The organism is Allobosea sp. NPDC055594 (genome assembly GCF_053618995.1).
The window spans coordinates 36,073-59,171 of sequence record NZ_JBSHIO010000010.1 but is presented as its reverse complement, the minus strand read 5'-3'; the positions used below and the strand labels follow the sequence as shown (position 1 = coordinate 59,171).

Here is a 23,099-nt window from a genome sequence, read left to right as displayed (position 1 = left end):
GGATCGCGTAGATGCATGCGGCGCACGCCAACCATGCGTCAGGGGCGAGCCCGGGGAGCGGTCGAACAGTAAATGCTCAAGCGTGCATATGACTGGTGCGTGTCTTACGCGTCCCATCCCGCAGCGCCCTGGCTGCTCTTCGCCATCACCTTCGTTGAAAGCTCGATCAGCCCGCTGCCGCCGATCCCGCTGCTGATCCCGATGTGCATCGCGCGTCCGGACCGTGCCTGGTTCTATGCCGGCGTCTGCTCGCTCGGCGCCGTCACCGGCGGCTATCTCGGCTATGCGATTGGCGCCTTGCTCTATGAATCGGTCGGCGCCTGGCTGATCGGCATCTACGGCCTGCAGGAGAAGGCCGCCCATCTGATCCACACCTCGCAGGACTACTGGTTCTGGGTGCTGCTGACCAAGGGGTTGACGCCGATCCCGTTCAAGATCGTCACGATCATGTCGGGCTTCCTGCATTTCGACCTCTGGAAGTTCACCGTCGGCATGGTGATCTCCCGCGTCACCTTCTTCGCGATGATCGCGGTCGCCCTGCGCTGTTACGGCGACAACATCCGGATCTTCATCGAGAAGCATCTGCCGATGACGGCGCTGGCGCTGGTCGTGGTGGTGGTCGGGGGCTTCTTCGTGCTGCCGATGGTGCTCTGAGCGGGGGCCTCCGGATATTCGAGCCCTCATCCTGAGGAGCCGCGCCAGCGGCGTCTTGAAGGATGAGGGGGCGTTCTCCGACAGGCTCTGAAGCCCGCCGCACTCGTCGCTCAGCGCTTGCGAAACACCACGCTGAGATTGTTCGCCGGCATCGCCGTGACCTCGGGCGGGCCGAAGCCGGCTGCGGCGGCGAGGGCTGCGACCGTGTCGAGCTCGCGCAGGCCCCAGCGCGGATCGCGGCCGCGCAGGCTCTCGTCGAAGGCGGCATTGCTCGGCGCCAGCGGCACGCCAGTCTGCCGATAGGGGCCGTAGAGATAGAGCGGGCCGCCGGGCGGCAGCAGCCGCGCCGCTTCGGCGATCAGTCCCTGCGTCGCCGCCCAGGGCGAGATGTGGATCATGTTGATGCAGATCACCGCATCGGCCCGCGCCAGCGGCCAGCCGGGGGTCGACGCGTCCAGGGCCAGGGCGGGCAGCAGGTTCGGCAGCGCGGCCTCCTTCGCCCAGGCGTCGATGCTGGCGCGCGCCTCGGCATTGGGGTCCGAGGGCTGGAAGGACAGGCCGGGCAGGGCGGCCGCGAAATGCATGGCATGCTCGCCGGAGCCGCTGGCGATCTCGAGCACCTGCCCCTTCGCCGGCAGGGTCTCGCGCAGCACGGCGAGGATCGGGTCGCGGTTGCGCTGGGCGGAGGGCGCGAACTGGCGGATCTCGGCTTCAGGCAATTTTGCGTTCTCCCATCGCTTTCGGGCGGAGGTGCCCGAAGGATAAAATGCGCGACCGATACGTAAAGTTCGGCATAGGGCCCTACGAAAAACCGGTACCCACTTCTTCGCGCGATGCTCTATAAGCGCCAGCGAAGCAGGACGATAGCGAGTGCGGCCCTGCAGCCTTCGAGCTGGTGTTGTTAACCGAGATTTTGATCGTCGTCGTCCTCACCGTCATCAACGGTGTGCTCGCCATGTCGGAACTCGCGGTCGTCTCATCCAGACCAGCAAGGCTCAAAGTCCTCAGCGATCAGGGTAGCCGCGGCGCGGCGACGGCACAGCGCCTGGCCGATAATCCCGGCCGCTTCCTCTCCACCGTCCAGATCGGCATCACCCTTGTCGGTGTGCTGTCCGGCGCCTTTTCGGGGGCGACGCTCGGCACCCGTCTCGCCGACTGGCTGCGCGACGAGCAGGGCTTCTCCAGCGCCGTCGCGGACGGCGTCGGCGTCGGCACGGTGGTCGTCGCGATCACCTATCTCTCGCTGATCATCGGCGAGCTCGTGCCGAAGCAGATCGCGCTGCGTGATCCGGAACGGGTCGCCGCGCGGGTCGCGCCGGCGATGGCGCTGCTCGCCAAGATCGGCTCGCCGCTGGTCTGGCTGCTCGACGTCTCCGGCAAGACCGTCCTCGCCTTGCTCGGCCAGAAGGGTGAGCCGGAGGAGAAGGTCACCGAGGAGGAGGTCCGCACCATCATCGCCGAGGCCGAGACGGCCGGCGTGCTGGAGCGCGACGAGCGCGAGATGATCTCCGGCGTGATGCGCCTCGCCGATCGCTCGGCGCGGGCGCTGATGACGCCGCGGCGCGAGGTCGAGCATCTCGACCTCGCCGATAGTCCGGAGGAGATCAAGGCGCAGTTGCGCGCCACGCGGCGCTCGCGCCTGCCGGTGCAGGACGGCGAGGCCGATGCGATCATCGGCGTCGTCACCGTCAAGGACATGTTCGACGCCTTCGCCGATGGCGACGGCCGCGAATTGCGCAGCATGGTCCAGCAGATCCCGGTGGTGCTCGACACGACCGGCGCGCTCGACGTGCTGCGGGCGATCCGCGCCTCGCCGGTGCATATGGCGCTGGTCTTCGACGAGTACGGCCATTTCGAGGGGATCATCACCTCCAGTGACGTGCTCGAGGCGATCACCGGCGCCTTCCAGGAGGAGGACGACAGCGAGCCGGCCCTGGTGACGCGCGCCGACGGCTCCTATCTCGTCGCCGGCTGGATGCAGGTCGACGAGTTCTCGCACGAGCTCGGCATCCATGTGCCGCGCGATGCCGATTACCAGACGGTCGCCGGCTTCGTGCTGGCGGAGATGAACCGGCTGCCCAATGTCGGGGAGAGCTTCGAGAAGGGCCATTGGCGCTTCGAGGTGGTCGATCTCGACGGCCGCCGCATCGACAAGATCCTGGTCAGCCGGATCGATTGAGCGGGCAGGCCGCAAGGCGTTCTTCTTTCAATGTGACGCGGGCGCGGTGCGCTCCTGCCTTCTCCCCTTGCGGGAGAAGGTGGCCCGAAGGGCCGGATGAGGGGTCACTCAGGCCTGGAGGGCTTCGGGACGGACGGAGCGGGCCAGCGACCAGTGTCGCGCGACCCCTCACCCCGGCCCTCTCCCGCAAGGGGAGAGGGGGCGCTCCATTCGCTTGTGTCGAGGCCGACTGCGCGTGCAAACGCGCAGTGCGTCGCGAAGTCGCGAGAGGTCATCGACGCCGTTGACGCTCCCCCGACGCCATGGTCTAAATTCCGCAGGGGTTCATTCGCGACGACCCCGTGAGGCGTCAGCCCAAGGATCGCGTCCAGTCTCCTAGCTTCCGGGAGGGACGCCATGTCTTCCAATATCCAGATCAGCGCTGCCCAATTGTCACGGCTCGTCGGCCTGCCCGATGCGCCGGTGCTCGTCGATGTCCGCACCGCGGAGGATTTCGCCGCCGATCCACGGCTGCTGCCGGCCGCGCAGCGCCGGAGCCATGAGGACGTCGCCGGCTGGGCCAATGTCTTCGCCGGCCACAAGCTCGTGATCTGCTGCCAGCGCGGGCAAAAGCTCAGCGAAGGCGTCGCGGCCTGGCTGCGGCATGAGGGGATCGCCGCCGAAACGCTGACCGGCGGCTTCGAGGCCTGGCGCGAGGCCGGCCTGCCGCTGGTCGATGTCGGCCGGCTGCCGGCCCGCGACGGTGCCGGGCGCACCGTCTGGGTGACGCGGGCGCGGCCCAAGGTCGACCGCATCGCCTGTCCCTGGCTGATCCGCCGCTTCGTCGACCCCGCGGCCGTCTTCCTGTTCGTGACGCCGTCGGAAGTCGCTGCGGTGGCCGAGCGCTTCGGCGCGACGCCCTTCGACATAGACGGCGTGTTCTGGAGCCATCGCGGCGAGCGCTGCAGCTTCGACACCATGATCGCGGAGCTCGGCCTGTCGACTCCGGCGCTCGACCGGCTCGCGGCGATCGTGCGGGCGGCTGACACCGCCCGGCTCGACGACGTGCCGCAGGCGGCCGGATTTCTGGCCGCGTCGCTCGGATTGTCGCGGATGTTTCGCGATGATCTGGCACAGCTCGAGGCCGGCATGCTGCTCTACGACGCCTTCTATCGCTGGTGCCGCGATGCCACAGAGGAAACCCATAACTGGCCGTCCGTGCCGGCAGGGGCGGAGGCAAGGCCATGACGACGGCGACCGATGATGCAAGCAGGGCCGCTGCTGCCGAAATCCCCTCGCTCGGCGAGGCGACGCGGGTCTGGCTGAAGATCGGGCTGCTCTCCTTCGGCGGCCCGGCCGGCCAGATCGCACTGATGCACAAGGAGCTGGTCGAGGAGCGCCGCTGGATCGGCGAGCGGCGTTTCCTGCACGCGCTCAACTACTGCATGCTGCTGCCCGGACCGGAGGCGCAGCAGCTCGCCATCTATGTCGGTTGGCTGCTGCATCGCACGGCGGGCGGGCTGATCGCAGGGCTGCTCTTCATCCTGCCCGGCGCGCTGGTGATGCTGGGCCTGTCCGTGCTCTACGTGCTCTATCGCAGCGTGCCGGTGGTCGATGCCCTGTTCTTCGGGGTCAAGGCCGCGGTGCTCGCCGTGGTGATCGAGGCCGGGCTCAGGATCAGCCGCCGGGCGCTGAAGAACCGGGCGATGGTCGCGATCGCGGTCGCGGCCTTCCTCGCGCTCTTCCTGTTCAAGCTGCCGTTTCCGCTGGTGATTCTCTGCGCCGGTCTGACCGGCTGGCTCGGCAGCCTCTATGCGCCGGCGCTGTTCGAGGCCGGCGGCCATGCCGGCAAGGGCGGCGCGCACGAGTTCAAGGGCGTCGTCGACCTGATGTTCGAGCGCGGCGAGCTGGAGCACGCCAAGCCCTCAAGCGGCCGGGCCTTGCGGACGCTGGCGCTCTGGCTGCCGCTCTGGCTCGGCCCGGTGGCGCTGCTCTGGCTGCTGGCCGGCGGCGGGAATGTCTTCACCCAGATCGGCAGCTTCTTCAGCGCCATGGCGGTCGTCACCTTCGGCGGCGCCTATGCGGTGCTTGCCTATGTCGCGCAGGCGGCGGTCGAGGGCTATGGCTGGCTCGTCGCCGGCGAGATGGTCGATGGGCTCGGCCTTGCCGAGACGACGCCGGGGCCGCTGATCCTGGTGCTGCAATTCGTCGGCTTCCTCGCCGCCTGGCGGGTGCCGGGCGGGCTCGATCCGCTTCTCGCCGGCAGCCTCGGCGCCCTGCTGACGCTCTGGGTGACCTTCGCGCCCTGCTTCCTGTGGATCTTCCTGGGTGCGCCCTATGTCGAGGCGCTGCGTGGCAACCGGGTGCTCTCGGCCTCGCTGACCGCGATCACGGCGGCGGTGGTCGGCGTGATCATGAATCTCGGGCTCTGGTTCGGGCTGCACGTGCTGTTCGGCACGGTGAAGCCGGTCAGCTTCGGGCCGCTGGCGCCCGACCTGCCGGTGCTCTCGACGCTGGACTGGCGGGCGGCGCTGCTCGCCGCCGGCGCGATGCTGGCCATGCTGCGCTTCAAGCTGGGGATGATGACGGTGCTCGCCGGCTGTGCGCTGGCCGGGATCGCGCTGCGCCTGGTCGGATAGCGATCATTCCAGTTTCTGGAATTCTGAACTGCCCGGCGCGGAAATTGTGCTCGGGCGAAGGAATGATCATTTCGCTGGGTCGGAGGCCAGAGCCATGACCCATCGTTTTCTCGAGATCGCGACCACGCCCGCCGTTCGGGCGGCCCAGGAGGCACAGGGCAGCCGCCGCGCCTATGCGCGGCAGGAGGAGGGCGCGCCGCATCACGACCGGCTTGGCGACAGCGAAGCCGCCTTCATCGCCGCCCGCGACTCCTTCTACATGGCGAGCGTCTCGGAAACCGGCTGGCCCTATCTGCAGCATCGCGGCGGCCCGCCCGGCTTCCTGCGCGTGCTCGACGAGACGACGCTGGGCTTCGCCGATCTCAGGGGCAACCGGCAATATCTCAGCCTGGGCAATCTCAGTGCCGACGACCGGCTCTGCCTGTTCCTGATGGATTATGGCCGCCAGGCCCGGCTGAAGATCTTCGGGCATGCCCGCTTCCACGATCTCGCGGCGGAGCCGGAATTGGCACGGCGGCTGATCGTGCCGGGCTACCGGGCCGTGCCGGAGCGCGGCATGACGATCGAGGTCGAGGGCTTCGACTGGAACTGCCCGCAGCACATCACGCCGCGCTTCAGCGAGGCGGAGCTGGGGCCGGCGCTGGCGCCAGTGCGGCAGCGGCTGGAGGAGCTGGAAGCCGAGAATGCCCGGCTGCGGGCGGAGCTGGCCGGGCGCGTCCGGAGCTAGTGGTCAGCGCCGCTCGTTCGTCTCGATGACCCGGTATTCGGCGTCGACGATCTCGCCCTGCGCAGCGCCTTGCTGGGGCTGGCCGAAGGGGTTCTGCGGATCGATGCCGGCGGCACGCATGCGCCGGCGCATCTGCCAGGCGGCGACGGCGCCGCCGATCAGCACCACCGGGATCAGGACCAAGGCGAGGCTGGCCGCCACCAGGAAGAGCAGTACGCCGAGCGCGAAGGCGCCGGCCATGATGAGATAGCTCGCCCAGCGCGGCAGCCGGGCCGTGCTCTGGTTGAGGCGGCTGTTCAGGTCGATGCGGATCATGGCTCGTCGTTCGTTCAGTTGGCGCTAATCTAGGAAGCCAATGCGGCGTTGACGAGGGTGCCGCCCGGATTTTTCAGCCCGGGAGCGGCCAGTCATAGACCCAGGCATAGCGCTGGCGCAGGCCTTCGGGGCCGAGCCGGCGCAGCACGAGGTCGCGGGCAAAGCTCCAGGGGCGGCCGAGATGATAGGAGCGGGCATTGTCGCGGCTCGCCTGCTGGACGCGCGTCGCACGGGTCTGCCGCGCGGTCGCATAGGCGGTGAAGGCGGCCGGAACCGAGGCGGCGCCCCCGGCCTGCAAACCGTTTGCCAGTTCATGCGCCAGGACGGCGGCATCCTCGATGGCGAGCGCAGCGCCCTGGGCGAGGAAGGGCAGGACCGGGTGGGCTGCGTCGCCGAGCAGGGCGATCCGGCCCTTCGCCATTGCCGCCGGCTCGCGATCATAGAGCGACCAGACCTGCCAGCCGGGCGCGGCCTCGATCAGATGGCGCAGCGCGATCGGGGCGCCGCTGGCGATGCCGGTCAGGTCGCGTGCGTCGCCATCGCGCGACCAGCCGGGGCGGGCCTCGCGCGCGGCGCGGATCAGGACGAGATTGATCTCCTTGCCGGCGGAAACGGGATAGTGGACCGCATGGCGGGCGCTGCCGAGACGCAAGGAAATGGTGGGCTGGCGCAATTCGGAGGGCACTTCGGCCGAGGGGATCAGTGTCCGCCAGGCTTCCCAGCCGGTGAAGCGCGGCGGGCGCGTATCGCCCGTGAGCTCGCGGGCGCGCGACCAGAGCCCGTCGGCGCCGATCAGGCCCATGGCCTCGATGGTCTCGGTCTGGCCGCTTTCGCTGGCGAGCGTCACGGTCAGGCCGGCTGCGGTCTCGGTACAGTCGAGCAGCCCGCGGCCGATCAGCCAGCGGATATTCGGCAGGGTGCGGGCGGCATCGAGCAGGATCTGGTGGAGATCGGCCCGCTTCAGCGCCCGCGAGGGCGTCGCGCCCGGCGCCGGCGGCGCATACGGCATGCTGAGCAGCGGTGTCTCGCTCCGCCAGCGGCTGACCGCCAGTGCTTCGGGCCGGACGGCGACACGGCGCAGGGCGATGCCGAGGTCGAGCGCCTCGAGCACCCGGCCGGCATTGGGCGAGATCTGGATGCCGGCGCCGGCTTCGGCGAATCTGGTGCGCTTTTCGGCGATGGCGACGGGAATGCCGCGGCGCGCCAGCGCAATGGCCGCTGTGAGGCCGCCAATGCCGGCGCCGGCGATCAGGATCGGAAACATGGCTTTCAGCCGTCTATGCCCCGCCGTGCCCCGGCGGGAAGCGCCTCAAGCCGCCTTGGGGGCGTCGTGGTACTCGCATTCCGCCGGCTTGCCGTGACCGGCGCCGAGCGAAGGCTCGTATTTGAACAGCGTCGAGCAATACGGGCAGATGATCTCGTCATCCGAGCCCATGTCGAGGAAGACATGCGGATGGTCGAAGGGCGGCTTGGCGCCGATGCACATCAGCTCGCGCGCGCCGACATGGATGACGGCGACGCCGGGGTCGTTGTGGAAATGCGGGGTGCCGTGGTCGGCCATGGTCGCTCTCTATCGTCTCGATTTGCGGCGCAGGATAGTCGCTCGCCTGCGGGCGCGCCAGTGCGCCGCGGCGATGGCTCCATAATCTCAGAGCATTGCCCGCACCTTTCCGGCCTCAGCGGGCCCGGGCGCAGGCCATGCCGATGGCGCGGGCACGCTCGGTCTGCTCCGGGGTGAGGGCGTCGGCGAGCACGCGGCTCCAGAGCTCCTCGCGCTTCAACCCCTCCATCGAGCAGGAGCAGACGCGCTCGCAGGCCTCCTTGGGCGTTCCGGTCGCGACGCAGCTGCGCTGGCAGGCGCTGAGGAAGGGGACGGCCTCGGCGTCGGGCAGCTTCGGCCCGGAGAGCTGCATGAAGAGCATCAGCGCGCCGATGAACAGCGGCTGGTGCACGAGGTAGACGATGAGGCTGTTGCGGCCGCCGAGCGCGACGAGGCGAGCCGGGGCCGATCTGGCGCGCCAGAGCGCCCAGCCGCCCTCGGGGGCCCTGGCCAGCGCGAGCTTGCCCAGCGCCATGCCGGCGAGCACGCAGGCGAACCAGGGAAAGAGCGGCACGAAATCGGCGGTATAGGGCCAGGGGCCGAAGCCGAGCCAGGACAGCCATTCGCTCTCGAAGACCTCACCGCCGAGGATGAAGGGCAGGGCGAACCAGGCCGCCGCGACCAGCGCCAGAGCCAGGGCTGGCAGCCGCAGGAAGGGCAGGGCCAGCAGGCTCGCCAGCGCGATATGGTGCAGGATGCCGAAGAAGATGAAGTTCTCGGGGATCGCGAACCTGGTGCCTATCGTGACCACGAGCGCGGCGCCGGCGACCATGGCGAAGCGTTTCGCATAGGCCTTCCGGTTCAGGCCGTTTCGTGTCGCCAGGATCAGGCTGAAGCCGACGATCGCCAGGAAGGAGCCGGCGATCAGGCGGGCGAAGAGGCGCCAGCCGGGATCGGAGACGACATCGACGCGGATCAGCCGGAAGAAGGAGAGATCATAGGCGAAATGGTAGACGAACATGGCGAGCAGGGCGATGCCGCGCGCCAGGTCGAGCAGTTCGATGCGGCCTCGGGCCGGGGCGGAGGTCTTGGCCGAGGCCGTGGCTTGCTCGCTCATGGGCTGAACTCTTAGGCGGTGAGCAGGGGCTGGGGAAGGGGCGTGTACCGGCGGCGCTTAGCTTGTTCAGGTCGTCCGGGCCGAAGCGGAGCGCAGAGCCGGGACCCATGCCGGGACGGTTCAGGCATGGGTCCCGGGTCTCTCTCCGGTCGCCCGGGACGACCGCAAGGGATGAGGGCAGGCGTGCGGCAGGGACGCCGCTGCATGCGGCCATGCCGACGGGCGCGGCTACCAAAACCCGCCCCGCCATGGCACAGCGGACGCAACAGTTTTCCAAAGAGCGGCGCGACGACATGCAGCGATTCGATTCCGACGGCGTCAGCCTCGCCTATCTCGACCTCGCCCCGACCGTCGAAGGTGGCTCGGGCGATCCCATCGTGCTGGTGCACGGCTTCGGCTCGAGCCACATGGTCAACTGGGTCAACACCCAGTGGAGCAAGACGCTGACCCATGCCGGCTACCGGGTGGTGCTGCTCGACAATCGCGGCCATGGCCAGAGCCAGAAGCTCTACGATCCCGCCGCCTACTCCTCGCAGATCATGGCCGAGGATGTCCGCCGGCTGATGGACCATCTGCGCATCGAGCGCGCCGATGTGATGGGCTACTCGATGGGCGCGCGCATCTCGGCGCATCTGGCGCTGGCGCATCCCGGCCGGCTGCGCTCGCTGCTGCTCGGCGGACTCGGCATCCATCTCGTCGAGGGCGTCGGCCTGCCGCTCGGCATCGCCGATGCGATGGAGGCGCCATCGCTCGCCGATCTGACCGACCCGATGCAGCGCATGTTCCGGGCCTTCGCCGAGAACACCGGCAGCGACCTGCGCGCGCTCGCCGCCTGCATCCGCGGCACCCGCCAGACGCTGACCGTCGCCGAGGCCGGCGCCATCGCGGTACCGACCCTGGTCAGCGTCGGAACCAAGGACGATGTCGCCGGTTCCGGTCCAGAGCTCGCGGCGCTGATCCCGGGCGCCGAGAGCTTCGAGATCATCGGCCGCGACCATAACCTGGCGGTCGGCGACAAGACCCATAAGCAGGCGGTGCTGGAGTTCCTGTCGCGCCGGGCCTGACCTTTGGTCCGGAGAATAACCTTCTCCTGCGAGAGAATATTATTCTCCATCAATGGCTTGCATGGAGCCGTTCGCATTTCGAGTCTTGTCCTTCACGGCTTGATTCAGCTAGAAGGCAGGCCCATCTCCTTCTGCGCGACGCCGTCGTGCCGGAAAAATCGCTCATCGAGCGCACCGTAGCGGAGAACGCCATGCCATCGGGACGCCCGAACATCGAAGCCCGTGATCCCGCCACCGGGCTCGATCGGGTCGATCCCGTCTGGTCGCGGCTGCGCCGCGAGGCCGAGCAGGCGATCGCCGCCGAGCCGGCGATGACCAGCTTCATCCTTTCGACCGTGCTGAACCAGCGCAGCTTCGAGGAAGCGGTCTCGCATCGCGTCTCGGCGCGCCTCGCCCATGCGGCGGTGCCGGCCGAGCTGATCGACCAGGCCTTCGAGGAGGCGCTCGCCGCCGATCCCGAGATCGGGCAGGGCATCCGTGCCGATGTCGTCGCCGTGCTTGACCGCGATCCCGCGTGCTACCGGCTGCTCGAGCCGGTGCTCTATTTCAAGGGTTTCCACGCCCTGCAGGCCCATCGCCTCGCGCATTGGCTGCTGAAGCAGGGTCGGCGCGATTTCGCGCTCTACCTGCAGAGCCGCTCCTCCGAGGTGTTCCAGACCGACATCAACCCGGCCGCGAAGATCGGCAAGGGCATCTTCCTCGATCATGCCACCGGCCTCGTCGTCGGCGAGACCACGGTGATCGAGGATAATGTCTCGATGCTGCAGGACGTCACGCTCGGCGGCACCGGCAAGCAGGGCGGCGACCGCCATCCGAAGATCCGCAAGGGCGTGCTGATCGGCGCCGGTGCCAAGATTCTCGGTAATATCGAGGTCGGGCAATGCGCCCGCGTCGCCGCCGGCTCGGTCGTGCTGGCGGCGGTGCCGCGCAACACCACGGTGGCGGGCGTCCCGGCCAAGGTGGTCGGCGAGGCCGGCTGTGCCGAGCCCGCCCGCTCGATGGACCAGATCCTGACCAGCGATTGCGGCGGCGGCATCTGAGGCGCCGCTAGAGGCTGTTCGCTAACCATTCCATGACCCGTGCCCGCAACGGGTGTGGCTTGCTGGCCGGCGCTGGCAGGATCGTCAGCCGGTCGCCGCTTCGCATTGCATCAGCGAAAGGCGTGGCCAGCCGGCCCTGGGTCAATAGCGGCGCGATCAGGCTCGTCCGGCCGATGAGGATGCCGGAGCCGCCGAGCGCGGCGTCGAGCGCCAGCGCATAGAGCGAATAGGACGGGCCGCGGCCGGGATCGATGCCGGTCACGCCGGCATGCCTCAGCCAGCGCGCCCAGTCGCCGCGCCAGACCGCATCATGCAGCAGGGTTTTTCCGCCGAGATCGGCGGGTGTGCGCAATTGCTGCGCCAGATGCGGCGAGCAGATCGGGACCAGGCTGTCTTCGGCAAGGGCGAGGGCGCCCGGCGGCGGCTCCGCCAGATAGAACAGAGCGAGGTCGAAGGCCCCGCGCGGCCCGCTCGGCGGCGCCTCCATCGCCGAGATCGAGATCTGCAACTCCGGAAAGTCCTGCTGCAAGGCCGGCAGGCGCGGCGAAAGCCAGAGCTGGGCGATGCAGGGCAAGGCGGCGATGGCGAGCGCCCGGCCGGCATGGCTTGCGCGCAGATCGTGCACCGCGAGCGAGAGCGCCTCGAAGGCCGCGCCGAGGCGCGGCTGCGCCTCGGCGCCGGCTTCCGTCAGCGCGACGCCCTGGGGCAGACGCCGGAACAGCGGAAAGCCGAGGAACGCTTCGAGCTGCCGGACCTGCTGGGCGATGGCGCCGGGCGTGACGCCGAGTTCCTCGGCGGCGCGGGCGAAGCTGCCGAGCCGCGCTGCCGCCTCGAAAGCGCGCAGCGCGTTGAGCGGCGGCATGGGCGGGCGCGGCGGTGCGACGGGCATGGATCGTGATCGCTGGTTCAGGCCTAGATTTTCTAGGCCTCGCGGCGACGATAACTGGTTTGCGCGGGGCGCGCCAAGCCGTTCCAATGGCGGCACGAAACACAGGTTGGAGCAGGGCAGGCGGATGAGCGCGAAACTGGCGAGGCGGGACTGGGTGCCGGCGGCGAGCGAGGATTATGTCCTGCGTGTCGCAGGAGAGATCGCCGGGCAGGACCGGGCGGCGACGGAGGCGCGGCTCGCCGGGCTCATCGCCGAGAACCGGGCGATCCATGAACGCGACTGCGTCAACCTCAACCCGGCGACCAATGTGATGAACCCGCGCGCCGAGGCCGTGCTCGGCCAGGGCATGGGGGCGCGGCCCTCGCTCGGCTATCCCGGCGACAAATACGAGATGGGGCTGGAGGCGATCGAGCAGATCGAGATCGTTACCGCCGAGCTCGCCGCCGAGGTTTTTGGCGCGGGCCATGCCGAGATCCGGGTGCCTTCCGGCGCGATCGCCAATCTCTATGTCTTCATGGCGGCGGCGAAGGCGGGCGACTGCATCATCGCGCCGCCGCCTTCGATCGGCGGCCATGTCACCCATCACGGTGCCGGCGCGGCCGGTCTCTACGGTATTGTCACCTATCCGGCGCCGGTCGATGCGCAGAACTACACGGTGGACCTCGATAAGCTGCGTGCCGACGCGCTGCGGCTGAGGCCGAAGCTGATCAGCATCGGCGGCAGTCTCAACCTGTTCCAGCATCCGATCCGCGAAATCCGCGCCATCGCCGACGAGGTCGGCGCCATCGTGCTGTTCGATGCGGCGCATCTCTCCGGCATGATCGCCGGCCACGCCTGGCAGCAGCCGCTGGCCGAGGGTGCCCATGTCATGACGATGAGCACCTATAAGAGCCTGGGCGGGCCGCCTTCCGGGCTGATCGTCACCAATGACGCGGCGATCGCCAAGAGGCTCGACGCCATCGCCTATCCCGGGCTGACCGCCAATTTCGACGTGGCGAAATCGGCGTCGCTGGCGATCACGCTGATGGACTGGCAGGAATTCGGGCGCGACTACGCGCAGATGATGGCGGCGACGGCCAAGGCGCTGGCCGAGGCGCTGGTCGAGCGGCAGGTGCCGGTCTTCGCCCGCGAGCGCGGCATGACGCAGTCGCACCAGTTCGCAATCGAGGCGGGTGCTTACGGCGGCGGCCAGGCGGCGGCGAAGCGGCTGCGCGCCGCCAACATCCTGAGCTGCGGCATCGGCCTGCCGATCGCGGAAGTGCCGGGAGACGTGAACGGGCTCAGGCTCGGCACGCCAGAGATCGTGCGTTTCGGCATGAAGCCCGAGCACATGCCGGAACTCGCCGGCTACATCGCCGATGGTCTGTCGGGTGCGCGCCCGGCCGAGACGGTGGCGCAGGAGGTCACCGCCTTCCGCAAGCGTTTCACCGACTTGCACTATATGCGCTGAGGGCCGTTGCCTTCAGGATGAGGGGGCGGGGGCTGGCCGCGTGCCGATCCTGCTGGGAAACACGCCGTCGTCCCGGGCCTGCCCCGGGACCCATCGCAGTGCGCCGCGCCTTACGATGGATCCCGGCGTTCCGCTTCGCTCCAGCCGGGATGACGGGGCGGTTGCCGGGAAACCGGGCAGGCTCAGCCTTCTACCAGCTCGATCGCCGAGCGGATGGCGGTGGCGTAGCCGCGGGCGCCGAGGCCGGCGATGATCGCGGTCGCGGCCAGCGAGACATAGGATTTGTGGTAGTGCGCCTCGCGGCGGTGGATGTTGGAGATGTGGAGCTCGATGATCGGGCCCGGGAACATCTTCAGCGCGTCGAGGATCGCGATCGAGGTGAAGGAATAGGCGGCCGGGTTGATGATGATCGCGCTGCCCTCGTCGATCGCCTCGTGGATCCAGTCGACCAGCTCGTATTCGCGGTTGCTCTGGCGGAATTCGACCGGCCAGGCGCCGGCCGCCTCGCGGCACATGGTCTCGACCTCGGCGAGCGTGGTCTTGCCGTAGATATCCGGCTCGCGCTTGCCCAGGCGGTTGAGGTTCGGCCCGTTCAGGACATAGATCGGCTTGTTCACGGCAGCACCTGTTCGTGGTTTCCGTTCGTCCGGGTTCAGCCCTGGTAACCCATCAGCCGGGGCAGCCAGAGCACGAGCTCGGGAATGAAGGTGATGAGGGCCAGCGCCAGCAGCATCGCCCCGAGGAAGGGCATGCACTCGCGGACGATGTCGCGCAGCGGGACGCCGGTGATGTTGGTCATGACGAAGAGCAGCAGGCCATAGGGCGGGGTGGTCAGGCCGAGCATGATGTTGACCACCACGACGACGCCGAAATGCACCATGTCGATGCCGAGCGCCTTGGCGGTCGGGATGAAGACCGGCACGACGATCAGCAGGATCGCGGTGCCTTCGAGCAGGCAGCCCAGGACCAGCAGGATCAGGTTGACCAGAACCAGGAAGCCGATCGGCGAAAGATCCCAGCCGGAGAGGAAGACCTTCAGGCTCTCCGGGATGTTCTCGATGGTGACGACGTAGTTGAAGACCAGCGCGCCGGCGATCAGCATGCCGATCGAGGCGGTGGTGCGGGCGCTATAGGCGAGCGAGGCGTAGAAGGCGCGCAGCGAGACGCTGCGATAGAGCAGCACCGAGATCGCCAGAGCGTAGGCCGCGGCGACGGCGGCGGCCTCGGTCGGCGTGGTCGCGCCGCCATAGATGCCGCCGAGCAGGACGACCGGCATCATCAGGGCCGGGAAGGCGCGCCAGGTGATGCCGGGGAGCTCGCGCAACGGCACCGGAGCCTCGACCGGGAAATTGCGGCGGCGCGCGGTGGCGCCGATCAGGCTCATCTGCGCCAGGGCCATCAGCAGGCCGGGGATCACGCCGCCGAGGAAGAGGAAGCCGATCGAGGCATCCGAAACCAGCGCATAGAGCACCATCGGGATCGAGGGCGGAATGATCGGCCCGATGACGGCCGTGACCGCCGTCAGCGCCGCGGCGAAGCTCGGCGGGTACTTGCCGTCCTTGGTCATCATCGCCTGCATCATCCGGCCGGTGCCGGCGGCGTCGGCGATGGCGGAGCCGGACATGCCGGCGAAGATCACGCTCTGGACGACGTTGACCTGGGCGAGGCCGCCGCGGAAACGGCCGACCAGCGCATCGCAGAAGCGCAGCAGACGCTCGGTCATGCTGCCGATGTTCATCAGCTCGGCCGCCAGGATGAAGAGCGGCACGGCGAGGATGACGTAGTTGGTGTACATGCCGTTGAGCAATTGCTCGGCGGCGATGGAGAGATCCTGGCCGGCGAGCAGCAGATAGAAGATCGAGCCGGCGATCATGGCATGGCCGATCGGCAGGCCGAGCAGCGACAGGGCGACGATCGTCGCGATGCAGAGGGCGAAGGGGCTCATACGCCGGAGCCCGCCTTGGTCGGGTCGAAGGCCTCCGGCGCCTTGCCGCGCAGCGCCCGCGCGCAAAGCCAGAGATAGCGTGCGATCGCGGCGACCGCGAAGGCGAGATAGATCGAATAGACCCAGTTGAAGGGCAGCTTCAGATAGGCGGTGCGCTCGACCTTCATGAAGGAGACGTAGTCGGCCATGGCGGGCAGCGAGATTGTGTAGAGCACGATCAGGGGCACGGCGGTGAGCACCGCCATGACCCGCCGGGCCTTGGGGCCGACCGCGCCATAGATGATGTCGAAACGGATCTCGTCGCTCTCGCGGGTGACGAAGGCGGCGCCGAACAGCACCAGCCAGAGCCAGAGCAGGACGCTGATCTCATGCGTCCAGCCGATCGGCAGGTTGAAGATGTAGCGGAAGACGATCTGCACCAGGAACACGGCGAACATCGCGCTGAGCAACAGCACGAGAACATTCTCGGCGCGGCGCGCCAGCCAGGCTCCGAGCGGTTTCAGCGAGCGCAGCATCGGTCCTCCCGTTAAATTCGGCCCGCCGACCCCTCAATCGGCGGGCCGCGCCGGCCTCGAAGGGCCGGCGCTGAAACTGGATCGCCCGGCGCACCGGCCGAAGGCGGCTGATGACGAAGCCCGCGCCGGTCGGCCCGCAGGGCAGGCTGACCGGATGATGCGTTCCCCATCGATGGTTCAAAAGGCGGAGCTGCCGGCCGGACCGCCCCGACCCGGCCGGGACTGCTCTAAAGCGCGTTGATCTTCTCGATCATGCCCGGCGTCCAGCCTTTGGCGAGGTCGGAGGCGAGGTATTTCTGCTGGGCGAAGTCGCGGAAGGCCTTGAGATCGGGCGTGTAGACCTCGAGCCCCTGCTTCTTGAAGAAGTCGACGAGCTCGACCTCCTTGGCGAGGTGCTCCTTGGTGCTCCAGTCGATCGCGGCATCGGCGGCGGCCTGGAAGGCGGCCTGCTTCTTCGCATCCATGCCGTCCCAGACGCGCTTGGTGACGCAGAGCAGATCGAAGCCGACGAGATGCGAGGTCAGCACGATCTGCGAGGAGACCTCGTAGAACTTCATGTTCTGGACGTTGGGCAGCGGATTGTCCTGGCCGTCGATCGCGCCGCTCTGCAGGCCGGTATAGACCTCGGCATAGGCCATCGGCGTCGGATTGGCGCCGAGAGACTGGCCGAGGAACTGCCAGGCGTCGCCGCCCGGCATGCGCAGCTTGATGCCGGCCATGTCGGCGGGGGTGTTGATCTTCTTCTTCGGTTTCAGGCCGACCTGGCGAGCGCCGAAATAGGTCGGGCCGAGGATTTTGATGTTGAGCTTGTCCTCGGCCATCTTCTTGAGCTCGGCCCCGACCGGGCTGGCGAAGACCTTCTTGAGATGGTCGGCGTCGCGGAAGAGATAGGCCGAGGTGACGATCGACCAGGCCGGGATCTGGTTCGAGACGTCCTGCGGCGCGATGTTCCCCATTTCGAGGTTGTTGCGCTGCATCGCGACCAGCTCGGTGCCCTGCTTGAACAGGTTGCCCCCGTAATAGGGCTGGAGCGTGAAGTCCTCTTTGATGGCCTCGCCGAACTTCTTCATCATCTCGGCGCGGATGTCCTGCTCGGAGAACACCGCGGAGAAGCGCAGATTGGGCTTGGCCTGGGCCATGGCCGCGCCGGTGAGGCCCATCGTCGCCGCAGCGGCGCCGCCGGTGAGCAAGGCGCGCCTGTCGATCCTGAATGTCATGCCGATCCCTCCCTCATGGCGGCTTATCGCTCCGCCTATTGCCGGCACTATCGCCAGAGGCTGGAAACTGCGCAACCTCGATTTTTGCTTTCATATGAGATTTTCGATTTCGACATAGGATTGTCTATTGCGCTGAGGCTACGCTAGCATCAGCCGGCGGCACGGGGCGGGAGCATCGGCGCCGGCATGATCCGTTCACCCGCATCGAGGCCGTGAAGATGCTCACCATCGCCCCGCCGGACGCGTCTGTCGGAGAGCTGGCTTATCGCCGTATCCGCGCCGACATCATCTTCGGCAGGCTGGCGCCCGGGCAGAAGCTCAAGCTCGAGGTGCTGCGCGAGGGCTATGGCGCCAGCGTCAGCACCTTGCGCGAATTGCTGAACCGGCTCGCTTCGGAAGGGCTGATCGCGGCCGAGGGCCAGAAGGGCTTCATGGTCTCGCCGGTCTCGGCGACCAATCTCCGCGAGATCGCGGCGATGCGGCTGCTGCTCGAAGGCCACGCGCTGGCCCAGTCCTTCGCTGCCGGCGACATGGAGTGGGAGGGGCGCGTCGTCGCCGCTCATCACAAGCTCGCCCAGATGGAGCGGCGCATGCTGGAGCAGGACCGCGCCGATGCCGAGCTCTGGAAGCGCTATGACTGGGAGTTCCACCACGCGCTGATCTCGGCCTGCGGCTCGCAGGTGCTGCTCGAGACCCATGCCGCGATCTACGACAAATATCTGCGCTACCAGATGGTCGCGGTGATCTTCCGCGGGCAGATCGCCGCCGAGGAGCATCAGATCCTGCTCGACTGCGCATTGAAGCGTGATACTGGCCGAGCGGCGGCCGTGCTCGGCACCCATGTCAACGCCTGCGTCGACCACACGCTGGCGCTGGGGATGCTGGGTTAGGTTTCGGCGGCCAGATCGTCGCCTGCGTTGTTCCTCCGTCGATCTGCGCCGTCATCCCGGACAAGCGGCTTCAGCCGCGCCGATCCGGGATCCATGCCGGAGCCTATCCGATGAAGGTTCCGGAATGGGTCCCGGGTCTCCCTGCGGTCGCCTGGGACGACTTCTGAAGTCGGTCCGAGCGCTTCGCTTCAGCTCCCGGCCCCGCCATAGCGCTCAACCATCTCGGCGCGCAGCGCGTCCTCGCCGATCGCCTGTCCGCCGCCGAGCCAGACCGAGGCGACCTTGCCCGCGCCGTCGCGCGCGAGCCGTGCCGGCTCGCCCGGGCTGCTGAAGGCCGAGGCTTTGACGATCCGGCCGCGATCGGGGGCCTCGACCGTGATCTCCGGGGCGTCGAGGAAGGGGGTGAACAGGGCCGGATTGGCGCAGAGCACCTTGCTCTCGCCCGGCACGAGATCGCCGGCTCCCCAGATCGTCCACCAGCGACCGGTCCAGTCCTGCGTCATCCTGGAGGGGGCGCCGTGCTCGGAGAACGCCTTGAGGATGTGGACAACGCCGTCGAGCCAGGGATGGGCGAGGCCGTCGATCGCATTGGTCAGCACCGAGACGGTCAGGTCCTGCTCGGGCAGGATGACGGTGCGGGTGATGAAGCCCTGGAAGCCGCCGGAATGGCCGACCCAGTGCCAGTCGCCTTCGCCGCCGGAGATGGTGCCGAGTCCGTAATGCCGGCCGAGGCCGCTTTCGCTGTCCGGCCAGAGCCGGCGTGTCATCTCGCGGCGGCTGAGCGAGGAGAGGATGCTGGTCTGCGCCCGCGGTGAAAGCTGCGCGAAATAGCGGGCGACGTCGGCGGCGGTCGCGACGAAGCCGGCGGCAGCGGTCATGGCGTTGCCGGGATTGTCGGCCGGGATCACCACGCGCCGGCCGAGCGGCTGGGTGCCGCTATGGCCCTTGGCCATCGGGCCGGTCCAGAGGCCGATATCGGGCTGCGTCTCGCGCAGGCCGGCGGGGGCGACGATCTCGCGGAGAATCCAGTCGGGATAGGCTTCGCCGGTGACCGCCTCGATCACCAGCCCGAGCAGGGCAAAGCCGTGATTGGAGTATTTCAGGCGCTGGGCCGGCGGGTAGACCGGCGGCTGCGCGAGGTCGGCCAGCAATTCATCGCGGCGACGATAGGGGCGGCGATCGAAGAACTGGCTGGAATCGGCGCCGTCGCGAACGAGGCCGGCGCTGTTGGAGAGGAGCTGGGTGAGAGTGACCTTCGCGACGTCCTCGTGCAGACCCGGCACATGGGCGCCGACCTCGTCGTCGAGACGCAAGCGGCCGGCCTCGGCAAGGCGCAGCAGGCCGGCGGCGGTGAAGCTCTTCGAATGCGAGGCGATGCGAAAGCCGTGGCGCGGCGTCAGCACCTCGTCGCTGGCGAGGTCGGCCTTGCCGAAGGCGGCCTCGAGCGCGATCTCGCCGCCGCTGGCGATGGCGAGCGCGCAGCCGGGCTGGTCGTGATGGCGACGCTGGAAGGCGAGCCAGCTTCCGATATAGTCGAGGGCGGCGGGCAACCAGGGTTTCATCGCAAGACCTATCCTTCGAGCCGGTTCAGCGGGAACATGTCACGCGCGGCGCCGTTGCGTCAGGTGCTCCGGCGGATGGGCCCATGCAGGTCGCGCTCGTCCGGGGGAGGTGCCGTTTCGCTTGCTCTCGCCGGCCTCGCATGGCATCCGTCCGCCCAACGCAAAAGGATCGCCCACGTGGACAAGACCGAACTCGCCAAGCTCGAAGCCTATCTTCGCCGCACCTTCTCGAACCATCAGATCAGCGTGCGGGCGCGGATGAAGAAGACCGATTCCGCCGAGGTCTACCTCGCCGACGAGTTCATCGGCATCATCCATGTCGACGACGAGGACGGTGACCGCTCCTTCAACTTCACCATGGCGATCCTCGACGTCGATCTCGACGATTGAGGCTGCGAAGGCTTGGCGGAAACGTGCTTTCCGGCCGAGCCGAGCTCGCCATGCCGGCAGGCGGCGGAGCCGCACAGCACCGGAAACTATCCTGGAACGCCGGAGTCCCGCGCTGGATTCCGGCGTTTCGCTTTGCTCCGGCCGAAATGCCGGCGCTGGCCCCTCTATAGCGTCGGACCGAAAAGTGGACTCCACTTTTCGGGTGATTCTGATGCGGTAACAACGAGATAGTTCGCAGCGTCCACGTCCTGGCGGACGCGTGGCGATCTAGCGCACCAGCCGGTCGACGGTGCGGCGGACGCCGCCGAGCATCAGTTCCCAATCGGCGATGATCGCGCGCGGGAAGCGGATGTTCACATCCATGCCGCGATGGCGGAAGGTCACCCGGCAGAGCTCTTCCAGGCCCGAGCCCGGCACCTCGACCGGGCAGCGCGCCGCAAAGCCGCGCCCGTCAGGCACCGAGACGAAGAGTTCGTCGCCTTCGAAAGGCGAGCCCTTGCGGAAGCCGCGCACGACCAGCCCGCCGGGATTGGACCAGACCGTGTGCGTCAGGAAGCGGGCATAGACCGAGAGCTGGGTCGCCGGCTCGTTGACCTTGTCCTGTGGGCTCAGGGTCACCAGCAGCCGGCGGCGCGTCTCCGGCGAGACCGGACCGAGATCCGGCCAGGCCAGCCGCAGCCTGGCCATGCCGACGAGGCGGCCTTCCTCGGAATCGGCACCGGTCAGGTTCTCGGGGATCGCCAGCACGGTCGCGCCGACCCGTGTCGCCTGAAGCTCGTCGCCGGTGTCCTGCGGCGTGCGGCTCGCCAGCAGGGCGAGCCCGGTGCCGGCGATGCCGAGGGCGAGCACGGCGCCTGCGAGGCGCAGCAGCGCCCGGTCGCCGCTCGGCAGAACAGGGGCCGGCCGGCGCTGCAGCCGGTGGCGGATCAGCGTCGCGACATCGGCGGCGGCGTGGCCTGGATAGTGGCGTTCCGGTGTGGCGTGAAGGCTCATGATCGATGCATCCGGGCAGCCGGCGGCGCGGCCTTTGCCAAGACTGAATCAGAGCGGGCTTAACGCGGCGTAAACCATGTTGGCCGGGCCGGACCTCGCCAGCGGGAGGCGGCATGGTTAACCAAAGGTTACGAAGCTGCTTTCCGCTCCGGCCGGCTTGCGTCATGCTCCGGCATCGCCAGTCGCGTGAGGCCCGTGTTCCCGTGTCGCTCGAACCTGCCGCCGTGGAGGCGCTGAAATCGCTGTTCGTCGGCTTCGCCTTCGCCGGGCTGCTGGCCAGCGCCTTCGAGTTGTTCACGCAGCGTCGCGCCGGCTTCGAATTGCTCGAGACCGGCGGGGTGAGGGCGGTGGCGAGCGTTCCGGTCGTCGTCTTCAGCGCGCCCTTCCTGATCATTCGCAATACGGTGATCGGCCGGCGCCTCGAAGGACGTCCCTTCTTCTTCGTGATGGCGGCGAGCATGATCGCCTCGCTGTGGAGCCTGATCAGCGGCCGCGTCGTGCTCGACCTGCTGCTGCTGCTCGGCGCGGCTTGACGGCGGGGGCGCGGGCCCTGCAATCCTCGGCTTCCGCCAAACGAGGATCATGCCGATGCCGCTTTATTCGCTCGATGGGACCCAGCCGGAGACACCGCCGGAAGGCGAATGGTGGCTGGCTCCCGACGCCCATGTGATCGGCCGCGTCCGAATCGGCCGGGAGGTCGGGATCTGGTTCGGTGCGGTGCTGCGCGGCGATAATGAGTGGATCGAGATCGGCGAGCGCAGCAACATCCAGGAAGGCTGCGTGCTGCACACCGATATGGGCTCGCCGCTCAGCATCGGCGCCGGCTGCACCATCGGCCACCGCGCCATCCTGCATGGCTGCACGATCGGCGAGAACAGCCTGGTCGGCATGGGCGCGACCATCCTCAACGGCGCAAAGATCGGCCGCAACTGCCTGGTCGGCGCCAATGCGCTGGTGACCGAGGGCAAGGAGTTTCCCGACAATTCGCTGATCGTCGGCTCGCCGGCCCGCGCGCTGCGCTCGCTCGACGAGGCTGCCGCCGCGGATCTGGGCGATTCGGCCGCCGGCTATGTCGCGAACTGGAAGCGCTTCGCCGCCGGGCTGAAGCAGATCGGCTGAGACCGCCGCCCATCCGAAAACGAAGCGGGCCGGCCCCCCGGGGAAGGGGGCCGGCCCTAGACGTCGCCCGGTCGGGGACGGGTGGGTGGGGACGTGACCGGGTCGCGCCATCGATCCGGCAGGGCGTCAGCGCTATGCGCGTCCGTCGCTGCCATTGTTCTCGATCGCGCCGGAGTCCCCGTCCGGCGCAGATCCGGTCCAGTTCAGCGCAGCGACGCCACCGTCGGCGTCGACAGGCCGCCGAGCGAGGTCCAGCCGACGCGGGCCTGCGACTCGCGCTTCACATAGGTGTAGCCGGTCTGGCTCCAGGGCAGGATCGCGTTGCGCTTGTTGTCGAGGATGAGGTCGCCGCGATCGGTGCGGATCATCAGCACCGCATGCCCGGCATTGTCCTCGTCGATCACCACGGTGACGCGCATGGCCCGGCGCGGGATGCCGGCCTCGGCGAGGCGCTTGCGCTTCAAGAGCACATAATCCTCGCAGTCGCCCTTGCCGTCGGTCGGAATGTCCCAGCGGTCGACCACGCCCCAGTGATCCTGGTCGGTGATCGCCTCGATCTCGCGATTGGCCTTGAGATTGGTGGCGACGACGATCTTCCAGAGTTTCGGCGTCAGCTCGACCGTGTCGTCTTCCTGCGTGTTCACGGCGCATTCCGACGGGGTGCGCTTGCAGAAATCCGTCCAGGCATAGGGCGCACGGGCATCGCCATTGGCGATGATCGGCGCGCTGGCGACCGGCAAGCCCGCGCTCTGCGACTGAGCCTGTGCCGTGGTGGCGGCCAGACCGATCGCGGCGGCGAGCAGGCAGCTGTTAAATCCCCGAACCTTCGAAAACATGTCGTCCCCTTTCCTGTCCCGGGGATGACTTTGACTTGC

The 23,099-nt window shown here is 68.3% G+C and carries 25 protein-coding genes; 12 read left to right on the top strand and 13 right to left on the bottom strand.

What is annotated here, in order from left to right:
* Positions 1 to 72: 72 nt before the first annotated feature.
* Entirely contained in the window at positions 73 to 654 is a 582-nt protein-coding gene (locus ACWGRX_RS19400; protein WP_452118879.1) for a YqaA family protein, read from the top strand.
* A 110-nt stretch (positions 655 to 764) separates the two neighbouring features.
* Here ACWGRX_RS19400 and ACWGRX_RS19395 read toward each other — a convergent pair whose 3' ends face one another.
* Positions 765 to 1,373 (bottom strand): DUF938 domain-containing protein, encoded by a 609-nt coding sequence (locus ACWGRX_RS19395; protein ID WP_452118878.1) that lies wholly within the window; start codon positions 1,371 to 1,373, stop codon positions 765 to 767.
* 194 nt (positions 1,374 to 1,567) lie between these two features.
* On the opposite strand from ACWGRX_RS19395, the gene ACWGRX_RS19390 reads away from it, so the two are divergent.
* From ACWGRX_RS19390 to ACWGRX_RS19375, 4 genes are all read left to right on the top strand, one after another.
* Positions 1,568 to 2,833: a hemolysin family protein gene (locus ACWGRX_RS19390; protein ID WP_452118962.1), complete on the top strand. Its 1,266-nt coding sequence runs from the start codon at positions 1,568 to 1,570 to the stop codon at positions 2,831 to 2,833.
* A 396-nt stretch (positions 2,834 to 3,229) separates the two neighbouring features.
* The gene (locus ACWGRX_RS19385; protein ID WP_452118877.1) at positions 3,230 to 4,060 is read left to right on the top strand and encodes a chromate resistance protein ChrB domain-containing protein; all 831 of its coding nucleotides are present in this window, start codon (positions 3,230 to 3,232) and stop codon (positions 4,058 to 4,060) included.
* On the top strand, positions 4,057 to 5,451 hold the full coding sequence (chrA, locus tag ACWGRX_RS19380; RefSeq protein ID WP_452118876.1) for a chromate efflux transporter: 1,395 nt from the start codon (positions 4,057 to 4,059) through the stop codon (positions 5,449 to 5,451). Before ACWGRX_RS19385 ends, chrA begins: the two co-directional genes overlap by 4 nt.
* 94 nt (positions 5,452 to 5,545) lie before the next feature.
* Positions 5,546 to 6,178 (top strand): pyridoxamine 5'-phosphate oxidase family protein, encoded by a 633-nt coding sequence (locus ACWGRX_RS19375; RefSeq protein ID WP_452118875.1) that lies wholly within the window; start codon positions 5,546 to 5,548, stop codon positions 6,176 to 6,178.
* 3 nt (positions 6,179 to 6,181) lie between these two features.
* On the opposite strand, the gene ACWGRX_RS19370 is transcribed toward ACWGRX_RS19375, so the two are convergent.
* The 4 genes from ACWGRX_RS19370 to ACWGRX_RS19355 form a co-directional block, all read right to left on the bottom strand.
* A complete protein-coding gene (locus ACWGRX_RS19370; RefSeq protein WP_291638526.1) occupies positions 6,182 to 6,493 on the bottom strand; it encodes a hypothetical protein in 312 nt (103 codons plus the stop codon).
* Positions 6,494 to 6,566: 73 nt separating this feature from the next.
* Positions 6,567 to 7,757 carry an FAD-dependent monooxygenase gene (locus tag ACWGRX_RS19365; protein ID WP_452118874.1) on the bottom strand — a complete coding sequence of 397 codons (1,191 nt, stop codon included), beginning with the start codon at positions 7,755 to 7,757 and terminating at the stop codon, positions 6,567 to 6,569.
* A 45-nt stretch (positions 7,758 to 7,802) separates the two neighbouring features.
* A complete protein-coding gene (locus ACWGRX_RS19360) occupies positions 7,803 to 8,054 on the bottom strand; it encodes a zinc-finger domain-containing protein (RefSeq protein ID WP_066467298.1) in 252 nt (83 codons plus the stop codon).
* A gap of 115 nt (positions 8,055 to 8,169) precedes the next feature.
* The gene (locus tag ACWGRX_RS19355; RefSeq protein ID WP_452118873.1) at positions 8,170 to 9,150 is read right to left on the bottom strand and encodes a heparan-alpha-glucosaminide N-acetyltransferase; all 981 of its coding nucleotides are present in this window, start codon (positions 9,148 to 9,150) and stop codon (positions 8,170 to 8,172) included.
* A 293-nt stretch (positions 9,151 to 9,443) separates the two neighbouring features.
* Between ACWGRX_RS19355 and ACWGRX_RS19350 the strand changes: the two genes are divergently transcribed.
* On the top strand, positions 9,444 to 10,214 hold the full coding sequence (locus ACWGRX_RS19350) for an alpha/beta fold hydrolase (RefSeq protein WP_452118872.1): 771 nt from the start codon (positions 9,444 to 9,446) through the stop codon (positions 10,212 to 10,214).
* Between the two features lie 191 nt (positions 10,215 to 10,405).
* Entirely contained in the window at positions 10,406 to 11,254 is an 849-nt protein-coding gene (cysE, locus tag ACWGRX_RS19345; RefSeq protein WP_452118871.1) for a serine O-acetyltransferase, read from the top strand.
* Positions 11,255 to 11,261: 7 nt separating this feature from the next.
* Here cysE and ACWGRX_RS19340 read toward each other — a convergent pair whose 3' ends face one another.
* Entirely contained in the window at positions 11,262 to 12,143 is an 882-nt protein-coding gene (locus tag ACWGRX_RS19340; protein ID WP_452118870.1) for a LysR substrate-binding domain-containing protein, read from the bottom strand.
* 124 nt (positions 12,144 to 12,267) lie between these two features.
* Between ACWGRX_RS19340 and ACWGRX_RS19335 the strand changes: the two genes are divergently transcribed.
* Positions 12,268 to 13,593 (top strand): serine hydroxymethyltransferase, encoded by a 1,326-nt coding sequence (locus ACWGRX_RS19335; protein ID WP_452118869.1) that lies wholly within the window; start codon positions 12,268 to 12,270, stop codon positions 13,591 to 13,593.
* A gap of 182 nt (positions 13,594 to 13,775) precedes the next feature.
* Here ACWGRX_RS19335 and ACWGRX_RS19330 read toward each other — a convergent pair whose 3' ends face one another.
* From ACWGRX_RS19330 to dctP, 4 genes are all read right to left on the bottom strand, one after another.
* Positions 13,776 to 14,210 (bottom strand): type II 3-dehydroquinate dehydratase, encoded by a 435-nt coding sequence (locus ACWGRX_RS19330; RefSeq protein ID WP_452118868.1) that lies wholly within the window; start codon positions 14,208 to 14,210, stop codon positions 13,776 to 13,778.
* A 35-nt stretch (positions 14,211 to 14,245) separates the two neighbouring features.
* Positions 14,246 to 15,538 (bottom strand): TRAP transporter large permease, encoded by a 1,293-nt coding sequence (locus ACWGRX_RS19325; protein WP_452118867.1) that lies wholly within the window; start codon positions 15,536 to 15,538, stop codon positions 14,246 to 14,248.
* Positions 15,535 to 16,053, bottom strand: a complete 519-nt coding sequence (locus ACWGRX_RS19320; protein ID WP_452118866.1) for a TRAP transporter small permease — start codon at positions 16,051 to 16,053, stop codon at positions 15,535 to 15,537. The genes ACWGRX_RS19325 and ACWGRX_RS19320 overlap by 4 nt, the downstream gene beginning before the upstream one ends.
* 227 nt (positions 16,054 to 16,280) lie before the next feature.
* A complete protein-coding gene (dctP, locus tag ACWGRX_RS19315) occupies positions 16,281 to 17,270 on the bottom strand; it encodes a TRAP transporter substrate-binding protein DctP (protein ID WP_452118865.1) in 990 nt (329 codons plus the stop codon).
* A gap of 218 nt (positions 17,271 to 17,488) precedes the next feature.
* Here dctP and ACWGRX_RS19310 point away from each other — a divergent pair, with 218 nt between their 5' ends.
* Positions 17,489 to 18,160 carry a GntR family transcriptional regulator gene (locus tag ACWGRX_RS19310; protein ID WP_452118864.1) on the top strand — a complete coding sequence of 224 codons (672 nt, stop codon included), beginning with the start codon at positions 17,489 to 17,491 and terminating at the stop codon, positions 18,158 to 18,160.
* A gap of 188 nt (positions 18,161 to 18,348) precedes the next feature.
* Here ACWGRX_RS19310 and ACWGRX_RS19305 read toward each other — a convergent pair whose 3' ends face one another.
* Positions 18,349 to 19,722: a serine hydrolase domain-containing protein gene (locus ACWGRX_RS19305; RefSeq protein WP_452118863.1), complete on the bottom strand. Its 1,374-nt coding sequence runs from the start codon at positions 19,720 to 19,722 to the stop codon at positions 18,349 to 18,351.
* A 177-nt stretch (positions 19,723 to 19,899) separates the two neighbouring features.
* On the opposite strand from ACWGRX_RS19305, the gene ACWGRX_RS19300 reads away from it, so the two are divergent.
* On the top strand, positions 19,900 to 20,112 hold the full coding sequence (locus tag ACWGRX_RS19300; protein ID WP_066469761.1) for a DUF3126 family protein: 213 nt from the start codon (positions 19,900 to 19,902) through the stop codon (positions 20,110 to 20,112).
* A gap of 267 nt (positions 20,113 to 20,379) precedes the next feature.
* On the opposite strand, the gene ACWGRX_RS19295 is transcribed toward ACWGRX_RS19300, so the two are convergent.
* On the bottom strand, positions 20,380 to 21,105 hold the full coding sequence (locus tag ACWGRX_RS19295) for a hypothetical protein (protein ID WP_452118862.1): 726 nt from the start codon (positions 21,103 to 21,105) through the stop codon (positions 20,380 to 20,382).
* A gap of 203 nt (positions 21,106 to 21,308) precedes the next feature.
* Between ACWGRX_RS19295 and ACWGRX_RS19290 the strand changes: the two genes are divergently transcribed.
* Both ACWGRX_RS19290 and ACWGRX_RS19285 read left to right on the top strand, forming a co-directional pair.
* Positions 21,309 to 21,638, top strand: a complete 330-nt coding sequence (locus ACWGRX_RS19290) for a DUF6949 family protein (RefSeq protein ID WP_291647392.1) — start codon at positions 21,309 to 21,311, stop codon at positions 21,636 to 21,638.
* Positions 21,639 to 21,693: 55 nt separating this feature from the next.
* The gene (locus tag ACWGRX_RS19285) at positions 21,694 to 22,224 is read left to right on the top strand and encodes a gamma carbonic anhydrase family protein (protein ID WP_452118861.1); all 531 of its coding nucleotides are present in this window, start codon (positions 21,694 to 21,696) and stop codon (positions 22,222 to 22,224) included.
* Between the two features lie 203 nt (positions 22,225 to 22,427).
* On the opposite strand, the gene ACWGRX_RS19280 is transcribed toward ACWGRX_RS19285, so the two are convergent.
* Positions 22,428 to 23,060 carry a transglutaminase-like cysteine peptidase gene (locus ACWGRX_RS19280; RefSeq protein ID WP_291638511.1) on the bottom strand — a complete coding sequence of 211 codons (633 nt, stop codon included), beginning with the start codon at positions 23,058 to 23,060 and terminating at the stop codon, positions 22,428 to 22,430.
* Between the last annotated feature and the right edge of the window lie 39 nt (positions 23,061 to 23,099).